Here is an 11,301-nt window from a genome sequence, read left to right as displayed (position 1 = left end):
TGTGACACGAATAATTCCCTTCGGGGAAATTCAACCAGCTAAACATAGAACTATTACTGATGGAATGATACGCTATTTTTCGGGTATAGGATCTCTAAGATCACCCAGGGGGGATACATCTATCCTCTATTCAGTAAAGATTATACTATATTTGTCAAAGTTGAATCATCCATTAGGGAGAATTTTAATAGAAAACAATTAAAGAAATGAATTAAGATCCGATAGGATTTTATACAAATTTAAAAATTAAGAAAAGTTGTTAATGTTCGTTAGATTATTAGAAAGTTTTCTATCAAATGTTACAACTACATTATACAAGGGGGGAATATTGTGTTTAAAAATTTTATATTTAACAGTAGAGAAAAATGTCCATGTACTAGTGGTAAATTATATAAAGACTGTTGCAAAGTAAAGAAGCCTAAGGAGTTTCATTCTCAAGGAGAATTCTTACATTTGGTGGGCAAAATGATGAAAAAAAGTAGAATAAAAGTGTGTCTCTATAACGGTTGCACGGCAAAAGGGAAAAATATAATAGGTGCACATGCTTTACAGGAAAATAGGATACTAAGTAAACTTCAGATAGATAGACAGGTTTATATGCAAGACTTTTCTTCGAATCCTGAAATGCTCGAAATAGAAAAGGGGAAACCAGAACCATTCTTCCTGTTAAAGAAAGTGTATATTAAGGATGCTACTGTAGCAACTTGCTTTTGCAAGGAACATGATGACTCAATATTTGCTAAGATTGAAAAATCTCAGTATTCTCTTGATGAACTAAATGATGAACAACTTTTTTTATTTGCTTATAAGACATTTACATTTGAGTTGTATAAAGAAATAGCAGCACAAAAGTTTCAAGAGAATATGTTTGCAAATGTACCACAAACAACAAAAAACTGGGGGACAGTATATCAGTACCGTAACACTGTTTCGAAATTGGAAGATTTGAATTATTATAAAGATTATTTTGATAAGGCAATAAAAGAACAAGATCATGGGGGAATAGAGACTATGGTAATAGAAATACCTTATAGAATACAGTTTGAAAATTATATGATGGTAGCACCACCTTTTGATATTAAAGGAAGAAAGATAAAATGTATAGATAAAGCAACAAAGAGAATGAAGTTTGCATTTTTTACTACTTTTCCAGATGAAAGCAAGTCATATATATTAGTAAGTGTTTTAAAAAAGGATTTAGATATATATGGACAATATTTTGACCAAATAAGAAATTCTCCTATAGGTCTAATTGAATATTATCTAAATGCATTCATCCCATTATACTCACAAAATCTAATTATTAGCCCTGAACTTTGGGATAGTTGGTCAGAGTTGGGTCAAAGTGGTATACAGTTTGCAGTTGCAGATCCAAATAGTGTTAAGTTATTAAAAGGAGTTCAGTTTTATATGCAAAATATAGCGAAACTTAAGGATAATAATGAGATTAAAATAGATACAACAAATATGCCATTTAATTTTTTTATACCATACGCACTTTAAAATATTATATTGTTTTTTATTAGTTTAATAAAGGTATAGAACAAGACAATAATACCTGAAAATCATTAGTTTATAATATTATTATAGGATAAGTAATTGGCTTTTTACTGGGTTGATTATTACATTGTATCTATGATGAAAAATAATAAAGTTTGATGAAAGATAATAAAGTATAGTTAAAGATAATAAAGTATAGTTAAAGATAATAAAGTTTGGTTGAGCCTCGTGAGGTTAATGAAGGAGAAATCCCGATAGACTGCACGAGGCTTTTTGTTGCCCTGGACGTACCTAACACCTGCAACTGCAGAGTGCGAAGCACCGTAGAAGATACCCCACCTGATAAGTAGGAACATAATCCAGTGTTCAACCGCTCCCGATTAAAAAATAAATAAGAATATAGCCCTAGCCGGGCTTTAAGGAAAGTCAGATAAGTGACACAGTTACAGGCAGTATGCCTTCTGCGACGTACCCGACACCTACAAAAGCCAAGTGCGTAGCACCGTATAACAAGATAAAAATAAATAAATAAAAAAGTAAATAAAGCCCTACGGGCCTGACAAATCCCTAATTAATTTAGTGTTTATGGCGCTCCTTAAGAAAAATAAATATATAAATAATTAATATATAAATATGTAATTATGCGGCAGCATTTCTTCACTACGATATTCCTATATTGCGCTTTCCTCCAAGTTGTGTACGTCGCAGAAGTAATTAAATAAATAATTAAATATGAAAGAAAAATCAAAGTCTGCTGCAAAACTCTCTATTTCTAAGCAGACTTTTTTATCTTTTTTGGCTCTTATTTTTATAATTATATTCAAATTAACTTGCCATAATCAGCAGTTTCACGAGCAGACTTTATTATTCTACCAATATACTCAAAATTCGTTTAACCGTAGGTATATTGTGGCTTTGAGGCAATTTAACCTATAACCAAACTTTTTTATACTTTACCAAGAGGGTTATCTCCGAGGAATAGATTTTATTTTAAGGAGATAGCTCCTTTTTTACTTACAAGTAAACTATCGGTTCTATTTTGGGTATATCCTCCTTAAACTTGTCAATAATCTAGATATAAAATTGATAAACTCAAGGGGGATTTTTGATGAAAGGTACTAAGTGGATTTTAAGTTTCATATCATTAATATTGATCGGAGTAGTTATATCTTATGCTGAAACTAGGTTCTACAATGAATATAATAAGTTAGTAAAGGTATTTGATGAAACAGGTGCCGACTTTAAATTTTATAGCATAAAAGCAAATACAACTATAGATTACGATATATCTAAAGATGAGATGAAAGACATATCACTACAAATATTTAATAAATTAGGGTTTGAAGAAGAAAGTATAAATTGGGATGAAAAGTGGAATGACAATGAAAAACAAATATATTCACATATAAAGGAAGAAAATAAAAATATTTCCATAATAGGAATTAAAAAAAGTGATAAAGAGGCTTATATAATAGTTGACATATTGAACGATAAAGTATATAAAAATATAATGGATACTTATAATAACCTAGATAATGTGTTAAATAAGTATTCATCTCAGGTAGATATATATACTTGTATAGCCGGAGAGTACACAAAAAGGTTACAAATAAATAAATATGATGATATTTTAGACAAAATATTATATAATATGAGTGCTGAGGAAATAGACAGAGTAGAGGAAGAGAACTTTATATCTGTAACAGCATATAGTAAATTGTTAAATGATAATTACTTAGAATATTTGGGAAATAAGATAAATTTAAATATAGGAATTAGGTATAGTGAAGATGATGAGAAGACACTCATATATATTGCTACACCTATTATAAAATTAGATTATTAATGATGAGGAGAACAAACAAAATGGCAAAGATAATAGTAAAAAAGAGTAATCCACTTAAAGGTAGTGTTAAAATAGATGGTGCAAAAAATGCAGTTTTACCAATAATAGCGGCAACTTTATTAGCTAACGGAAAATCTACATTAAAGGCAGTTCCAAACTTAAGAGATGTACATGTTATATCAGATTTATTAAGACATTTAGGTGCAGAAGTAGAATACAAGGACTGTACGCTTACAGTAGATGCTACAAATATAAAAACATGTGAGGCTCCATATGAACTTGTAAGAAAAATGAGAGCGTCTTTTTTGGTTATGGGACCATTACTTGCGAGATTCAATAATACTAAAATATCAATGCCTGGAGGTTGTGCAATAGGTACTAGACCTATTGACTTACACTTAAAAGGATTTAAATCATTAGGAGCAAAAGTAGAGATGGATCATGGTTTCGTTGAAGCCAAGACTAATAAATTAAAAGGTTCAAAACTATACTTAGATTTTCCATCTGTTGGAGCTACTGAAAATATAATGATGTCAGCAGCACTTGCAGAGGGAACTACTATAATAGAAAATGCTGCAGAAGAGCCAGAAATAGTTGACTTAGCAAACTTTTTAAATGAAATGGGTGCTGATGTAAGAGGTGCCGGAACTAACACTATAAAAATAAAAGGTGTTAAAGAATTAAAGGGAGCAGAGCATGTTGTAATCCCAGATAGAATAGAGGCAGCTACATATATGGTAGCAGCAGCTATGACAAAAGGAGATATAACTATAGAAAATGTTTTAATAGAGCATTTAAAACCAGTAATAGCTAAATTAAAAGAAACTGGCTGTGAAATAATAGAAATGGATAATGCTGTTAGAGTAATAGGGCCAGAATCATTAAAACCAATAGATATAAAAACATTACCACACCCAGGATTCCCTACAGATGTGCAGGCTCAATTTATGGCTATGTTTACTGTAGCAAAAGGAACTGGGGTAGTTATAGAGACTGTTTTTGAAAATAGATTTATGCATGTAGCTGAATTCAATAGAATGGGAGCTAACATAAAAATAGATGGAAGAAGTGCTGTTGTAAATGGAGTAGATGAACTTCATGGGGCTAAAGTAAATGCAACAGATTTAAGAGCGGGAGCAGCCCTTATATTATGCGGTCTTATAGCTGAAGGTGAAACTCAAATAGGTGAGATATTCCATATACAAAGAGGATACGTTGATATAGATAAAAAGATAAGAGCATTAGGTGGAAATATAGAAATAGTTGAAGACTAATTTATAAATACCTTATGTAATAAAATAATAGGGTTGTTCATATACTTTAAAGTACAAGGTGAGAGCTAAGGAGGAGAAGTATATGAAGAACCCTTTGGTAGTTTTATTAGGAGTTGTGTTTTGTTGCATATCGTTGCCAATACTTATAACAGTTCTATCTTATAGAGATGTTTATAATGATACAAGCACAACCAAACATACTATAACTAACAATAAAATAGAAAAGAAAATAATAGACTATGAGACGGTAGATAAAGAAACTCCGATTATAACTGTTTATAATCACAAACTAAATAAAAATCAGGAAATGGACTTAGAAGACTACTTGTGTGGGGTATTATCAGGTGAAATGTCTGCTGATTTCGATTTAGAGGCTTTAAAGGCACAGGCATTAGCAGCAAGAACCTATGTCTTATATAAACAGGATAAGGGAGAATCTAATAAGCATAAGGGCGCAGTAGTATGTACTGACTATAAACATTGTCAGGAATACAAAAGCTATGAAGAATTAAAGAAGATTAAAGGAGAGGATTGGATTAAAAAATCTTATCCTAAAATCAAACAAGCTGTTAGCCAGACAAAAGGTCAGATTATAACTTATAATGGCAAACCAATTCTTCCTTTATACTTCTCAACGTCTTCGGGAAAAACAGAGAATAGTGAAGAAGTTTTTGCTGCAAGTTATCCATACTTAAAATCTGTTAAAAGTCCTCAAGATAAAAATTCACCTAAATATATATCCAACATGAAGATAACAAATAAGAATTTTGTAGATAGTGTAAATAAAAGATATAGCGATATAAAATTAGAAAATAGTAACTTAGAATCTAAAATAAAGATAATAGATAGAAGTGATGGAGGAGCTATTGAGAAAATAAAAATAGGCGATAAGGAATTATCAGGAAGAGATATAAGAAGTATGTTTAATCTTAACTCAGCCAATTTTGAAATAAAATTTGGCGAAGGTTACATAGACTTTGTTGTAAAAGGATACGGACACGGTGTAGGAATGAGCCAGTGGGGTGCTCAAGGAATGGCAGAAGAAGGATATGAGTATTATGAAATATTAGAGCATTACTACTCAGGGTCTAAAATAAAGGATTTATACTAGGATGAGGTTTGAGCTTTATATAGGCTCAAACTTTATTTTTTTAGAGAATAATTTAGAGAATAAAATGTATATAAGTACAAAAAAAGGCAATAATCCAAATGTATAAATATATTTGGAGGTGCTATATGAAGAAGAGATTATTGGAAAAGGATGGTTTTTATCTATCTTTATTTATCTGTATATGTGTAGTTGCGGTGGGTGGAATTTGGTTTACAAATAAAAACGTAAATGATTTAGCATCTAATAAAGACTCATTAAATATTACAGCACAAGATGATAGAGACGAGATAAACCTAATAGAAAAGGGTAGAGATAATGTCGTTCCTACAACAACAGAATCAGAGGAGACACTTAAAAAAGCCAAAGAAAAAAGTGATCAACCTAAGTCAAAGTTGAGTTTTGTTGGAAAGGAAGTAATTAGAGGATATTCTGAAAAAGAGCCAAGTTATTCAAAAACATTAGATGTATGGGAAATACATAAAGGTTTGGATATAAGTGCAAGTGAAGGCCAAGAAGTAAAATCATTAACTTCAGGAAAAGTAACTGATGTATTTAATGATGATAAATATAGTATGTCAGTTAAGGTTAGCTGTAATGATGGTACGACTGTCCTATATTCAAATCTAGGCAAGGATATTAAAGTTAAAAAAGGTCAAACAGTAAGCGAAGGAGACAAAATAGGTATTGTAGGAAATGAATCTAAGATTGAAAGTCAAGAAGGTCCACATATACACTTAGAGGCGTATAAAGAGGGAAAATCAATAGATCCTATGAGTCTAATAAAATAAAAATTATTAAAAGTTGTAACAGGCTTAATCATATTTGATTAAGCCTGTTATATTTTTTTGAAAACATACATATATATGAGTAAGGCTAGGATGTTAGGGGGGTAAGCTTTGAGATCGCATATAGAAGAAAGGGCTATAGTAGTTGCAAAATATATACTTGAGAAAAATACTACAGTAAGACAGACAGCCAAAACATTTGGTGTTAGTAAAAGTACTATTCACAAAGATGTAACAGAACGATTAGAAGAAATAAACCCATACCTTGCAAAAGAGGTGAAGATGGTTTTAGAAAAGAATAAATCCGAGAGACATATCAGGGGCGGCATGGCGACAAAACTGAAGTACGAAAAAGAAAACAAGAAAATAGCAAAATAGAAAGAATGTAGGCGAAAACCTACATTTTTTTCTTGACTAAAATACGGTTTTTGTATATGTTTTATTATAGGAGTATTAAAAGTTAAAATAGATAATCATAAATTACATAATCACAAAGATAGATAACAATAAATTTTAATGATAATAATATAAAACGATAATACAAAAGGAGTTGGAAAATTTGGCTAGAGCTGATATAGGCATAGACTTGGGAACTGCTAATGTAATAGTTTATGTTAGTGGGAAAGGGATTGTTTTGGAGGAGCCATCTGTTGTAGCAATAGATAAGAAAACGAAGTCTGTTTTAGCAGTAGGTGAAGAGGCAAGAAGAATGATAGGTAAGACGCCAGGACATATATGTGCGATAAGACCCTTGAGAGAAGGTGTTATATCTGATTATGATGTTACCGAAAAAATGCTTAAATATTTTATAGATAAAATAGCGGGCAAAAAAGGTTTCGGAAAATTTTTTATGCCTAGAATAATGGTATGTGTTCCTACAGGTGTTACAGAAGTAGAAAAAAGGGCTGTAGAAGAGGCATCTAAAGAGGCAGGAGCTAGAGAAGTATATATAATAGAGGAACCAATAGCAGCTGCTATTGGTGCAGGAATAGACATATCTCAACCTAATGGTAATATGGTTATAGATATAGGTGGAGGAACAACAGACATAGCTGTAATCTCATTAGGAGGAGCTGTTGTAAGTGAATCTATCAAGGTTGGTGGAGATAGATTTGACGAAGCTATAGTAAGATATATTAAAAAACAGCACAATATTTTAATAGGGGAAAGAACAGCAGAAAGAATAAAGATAGAGGTAGGTTCTGCATTTAAAACAGATGATAATAAAACTATGAAAATAACAGGTAGAAATTTAGTTACAGGTTTACCTGTTAGCATAATGATAGACTCTAAAGAAGCTCTAGAAGCTATTGATGAGTGCGCAGAGCAAATAGTTGCTGTTGCACATTCAGTTTTAGAGAGAACACCACCTGAGATAGCCGCAGATATAAGTGATACAGGAATAATAATGACTGGTGGGGGAGCTTTATTGCGTGGACTTGATAAGAGAATAGAAGATAGAACAGGAATAAAAGTTACGATAGCTGAGCAACCTTTATCTTGTGTTGCAAAGGGAACAGGAAGTGCTCTTTCATCTCTAGATGTTCTTGAAACTGGAGGAGCATTTAGAAGAAAATAGTAATACAGGAGGAAAAGTTATAGTGTTAAACATAGATGAGATAAAAAATCTTATACCGCATAGATACCCATTTCTATTAGTAGATAAAATCTTAGAAGTAGAACCTGGGAAGAGTGCTATAGGTATAAAAAATGTAACAGTTAATGAACCTTTTTTCCAAGGTCATTTTCCGGAATTTCCTATAATGCCAGGTGTTTTAATTGTTGAAGCTATGGCACAGGTAGGATGTGTGGCTATGATGTCTTTAGAGGAGAATAGAGGCAAGCTAGGTGTATTTGCAGGTATAGATAAGGTTAGGTTCAAAAGACAAGTTAGACCTGGAGATACATTAAAGATGGAAGTTGAAATGTTGTCAATAAGAAGAAATATAGGAAAAGCTATAGGAAAGGCTTATGTAGAAGATCAATTAGTTTGTAGTGGGGAGCTGATGTTTGCTCTTGTTGAAAAGTAGAAAAAAAGTCCTTAAATAGGACTTTTTTTACGTATAAGGAACTATAATGTATTAAAATTTGTTTATAACCCATGGAACATGGTAGAAATAATGTAGCAGGTTTTTGTTGGTGCTTAGGTAGAGAGTAGTAGTGATAACGCTATGGTTTCGGCTAGCTCTAGAATAAAGCTAAGTCGAACATTATTAAATGAAAACCTATTGTTTTCATCAATTTTATCTACTATTCCTACTATAGAATGATTTCCTATTTGAGGGAGTTTTTTACCGACACCCTTCCCTGGAAGGATAGGTCCTTTTCTAATTTGTATATTTCCTATATTATTTTTTGATCCCAAACAAGCATCTATGGCCAAGAAAGTACCTTTAGTATGCGCATTCTTTATATAATCAATTGACTCGTAGATATTCAAGGCGTGAATAGGATTATCTAATGTACCGTAAACAGGGTATTTAAAATCGCTATTTTTAAGCATAGTCCCCACTAGAGGACCTAAAGTATCGCCTATAGCTCTGTCTGTTCCTATACAAACAACAACAGTATTTTCATTTAGTATTTCTTTAAGAGGTGGAGTTAAAATTTGTACTACATTTTCTTCTTTATAATTTGCCTTGGCCAGATACATAGGAACACCCCCTTCAAAAGAAATATATGAGTGTTTAAATTAAAAAATACCTAACTTTAGACTACATAAAACTACTATAATTATTTTATGTAATGTCTAAAGCGAGTGTTTCATTATAAGTTTCAAACTACAAATCGAAAGGAGGAGATAAAGTGGACTATATAATGCTAATGTTTATGTCTATGCTACCGATAATTGAGCTAAAAGGTGCCATACCGATAGGCATAACTAGTGGTTTAAATCCAGTACTTGTTTACATAGTTTGCGTAATAGGGTCTACATTAATATCTATTCCTTTGATAATAACGTTTAGAAGTATTTTAAAAATATTAAAGCAAAATAAATTATTTTATAAAGTGGGTAATAAAATAGATAGGACTATAAATAATAGAATGAAAAAGCTAAAAAGTATAACTATTTTTGGTCTTATGATCTTTGTAGGGGTACCGCTTCCTACGACTGGGTCTTGGACTGGATCAGCGATAGCATCTATTCTGAAAATGAGAATAAAAGATGCTTTGATAGGAATTTTTTTAGGAAATGCTCTATGTGGGGCTATTGTACTAATGTTTATGTTGTATTTAACTTAGTATTAGGTTATTTTATAAGCTACAAAAATATTGACATGATTTTAAAAAAATAGTATTATATAGGATAGCAATAACAAAATAATATAAATCTTGATTACCTTATCAAGAGAGGCTGAGGGACAGGCCCTGTGAAGCCCAGCAACCACCTTTTAAGGAAACGGTGCTAATTCCTACAAGATGAAATCTTGAGAGATGAGGTTAGTTAATTGAAAATAAATTGTTTTAATTAACCTCTTCTGGCAAAGAAGAGGTTTTTTATATGTGATTTTTAAATATAACTAACTACCATAAAATTATAAACATAGGAGGTACGATAAATGGCAAGACATTTATTTACATCGGAATCAGTTACGGAAGGGCATCCAGATAAAATATGTGACCAAGTGTCAGATGCAATACTAGATGCATTATTAGAAAAAGATCCTCTATCAAGAGTAGCTTGTGAAACAACGGTTACTACAGGATTAGTATTAGTAGCAGGAGAGATAAGTACATCTGCATACGTTGATATACCTAAGGTAGTAAGAGATACAGTAGAAGAAATAGGATATACAAGAGCAAAGTTTGGGTTTGACTCTAAAACATGTGCAGTTATAACTTCTATAGACGAGCAATCAGGGGACATTGCAATGGGAGTTGACGAAGGCTTAGAGAGTAAAACTGGTGAACAATCAGAAGAAGAAATAGAAAAAGTAGGAGCTGGGGACCAAGGTATAATGTTTGGATTTGCATGTAATGAAACTCCAGAGTTAATGCCTCTTCCAATATCTTTAGCACATAAGTTATCTAGAAGATTAACAGAGGTTAGAAAATCTGGGTTATTAAATTACCTAAGACCAGATGGAAAAACTCAAGTTACAGTTGAATATGATGGGAATAAAGTGGTAAGAGTTCATACTATACTTATATCAACTCAACACTGTGAAACTGTAGAAAATGAAACAATAAGAAAAGATTTAATAGAACATGTAATAAAACATGTAATACCTGCTGAATTACTTGATGATGAAACTATAATATATATAAATCCAACAGGAAGATTCGTTATAGGAGGTCCTCAAGGAGATACAGGGCTTACAGGAAGAAAAATAATAATAGATACTTACGGTGGATACTCTAGACATGGTGGAGGAGCTTTCTCAGGAAAAGATCCTACAAAAGTTGATAGATCTGCTGCTTATGCTGCGAGATATGTAGCTAAAAATATAGTTGCTGCAGGGTTAGCTGATAAGTGTGAAATAGAATTAGCTTACGCTATAGGTGTAGCTAAGCCATTATCTATATTTATAGATACTTTTGGAACAGGAAAAGTTTCTGAAGAAAAACTAGTTGAATTAGTAAATAAATATTTCGATCTAAGACCAGGTGCGATAATAAGGGACTTAGATTTAAGAAGACCTATATACAAACAAGTTGCTGCTTATGGTCATTTTGGAAGAACTGATATAGACTTACCATGGGAAAAAACAGACAAGGCAGAAGTATTAAGAAAAGAAGCATTAGGAGAGTAATTGTAAGGGGGACTGAGTATTCAGCCCCCTT

12 protein-coding genes and 1 riboswitch are annotated in these 11,301 nt (G+C 31.9%); of the genes, 11 read left to right on the top strand and 1 reads right to left on the bottom strand.

The annotated features are described in order from the left end of the window. The 9 genes from BUB34_RS13410 to fabZ form a co-directional block, all read left to right on the top strand. Positions 1 to 202 (top strand): hypothetical protein (locus BUB34_RS13410; RefSeq protein WP_207647851.1); only part of this gene is annotated, 202 nt, incomplete at its 5' end. Positions 203 to 330: 128 nt separating this feature from the next. Continuing rightward, the gene (locus BUB34_RS07720; RefSeq protein ID WP_073126172.1) at positions 331 to 1,503 is read left to right on the top strand and encodes an SEC-C domain-containing protein; all 1,173 of its coding nucleotides are present in this window, start codon (positions 331 to 333) and stop codon (positions 1,501 to 1,503) included. Positions 1,504 to 2,608: 1,105 nt separating this feature from the next. Then, positions 2,609 to 3,346: a YwmB family TATA-box binding protein gene (locus tag BUB34_RS07715; protein WP_073126171.1), complete on the top strand. Its 738-nt coding sequence runs from the start codon at positions 2,609 to 2,611 to the stop codon at positions 3,344 to 3,346. Between the two features lie 20 nt (positions 3,347 to 3,366). After that, a complete protein-coding gene (gene murA, locus BUB34_RS07710; RefSeq protein ID WP_073126168.1) occupies positions 3,367 to 4,620 on the top strand; it encodes a UDP-N-acetylglucosamine 1-carboxyvinyltransferase in 1,254 nt (417 codons plus the stop codon). A gap of 82 nt (positions 4,621 to 4,702) precedes the next feature. After that, a complete protein-coding gene (spoIID, locus tag BUB34_RS07705; protein WP_073126166.1) occupies positions 4,703 to 5,731 on the top strand; it encodes a stage II sporulation protein D in 1,029 nt (342 codons plus the stop codon). A 125-nt stretch (positions 5,732 to 5,856) separates the two neighbouring features. After that, a complete protein-coding gene (locus BUB34_RS07700) occupies positions 5,857 to 6,519 on the top strand; it encodes a M23 family metallopeptidase (RefSeq protein ID WP_073126164.1) in 663 nt (220 codons plus the stop codon). Positions 6,520 to 6,627: 108 nt separating this feature from the next. Beyond that, positions 6,628 to 6,894 carry a sporulation transcriptional regulator SpoIIID gene (spoIIID, locus tag BUB34_RS07695; protein ID WP_073126161.1) on the top strand — a complete coding sequence of 89 codons (267 nt, stop codon included), beginning with the start codon at positions 6,628 to 6,630 and terminating at the stop codon, positions 6,892 to 6,894. Positions 6,895 to 7,075: 181 nt separating this feature from the next. Then, positions 7,076 to 8,095, top strand: a complete 1,020-nt coding sequence (mreB, locus tag BUB34_RS07690) for a rod shape-determining protein (RefSeq protein ID WP_073126159.1) — start codon at positions 7,076 to 7,078, stop codon at positions 8,093 to 8,095. A gap of 22 nt (positions 8,096 to 8,117) precedes the next feature. Further along, the gene (gene fabZ / locus BUB34_RS07685; RefSeq protein ID WP_073126179.1) at positions 8,118 to 8,546 is read left to right on the top strand and encodes a 3-hydroxyacyl-ACP dehydratase FabZ; all 429 of its coding nucleotides are present in this window, start codon (positions 8,118 to 8,120) and stop codon (positions 8,544 to 8,546) included. A gap of 113 nt (positions 8,547 to 8,659) precedes the next feature. On the opposite strand, the gene yyaC is transcribed toward fabZ, so the two are convergent. After that, positions 8,660 to 9,169 carry a spore protease YyaC gene (gene yyaC, locus BUB34_RS07680; RefSeq protein WP_073126157.1) on the bottom strand — a complete coding sequence of 170 codons (510 nt, stop codon included), beginning with the start codon at positions 9,167 to 9,169 and terminating at the stop codon, positions 8,660 to 8,662. A 152-nt stretch (positions 9,170 to 9,321) separates the two neighbouring features. On the opposite strand from yyaC, the gene BUB34_RS07675 reads away from it, so the two are divergent. Further along, positions 9,322 to 9,759, top strand: a complete 438-nt coding sequence (locus tag BUB34_RS07675; protein WP_084120284.1) for a COG2426 family protein — start codon at positions 9,322 to 9,324, stop codon at positions 9,757 to 9,759. Between the two features lie 96 nt (positions 9,760 to 9,855). Next, a riboswitch (SAM riboswitch) is annotated at positions 9,856 to 9,958 on the top strand. A gap of 118 nt (positions 9,959 to 10,076) precedes the next feature. Further along, positions 10,077 to 11,270 (top strand): methionine adenosyltransferase, encoded by a 1,194-nt coding sequence (metK, locus tag BUB34_RS07670; RefSeq protein ID WP_073126155.1) that lies wholly within the window; start codon positions 10,077 to 10,079, stop codon positions 11,268 to 11,270. The last annotated feature ends 31 nt before the right edge of the window (positions 11,271 to 11,301 follow it).

The organism is Asaccharospora irregularis DSM 2635 (assembly GCF_900129815.1).
GTDB classification, from domain to species: Bacteria; Bacillota; Clostridia; order Peptostreptococcales; family Peptostreptococcaceae; genus Asaccharospora; species Asaccharospora irregularis.
Note: the sequence above shows the minus strand (reverse complement) of the source record. Positions and strands in the feature narration are given on the sequence as shown.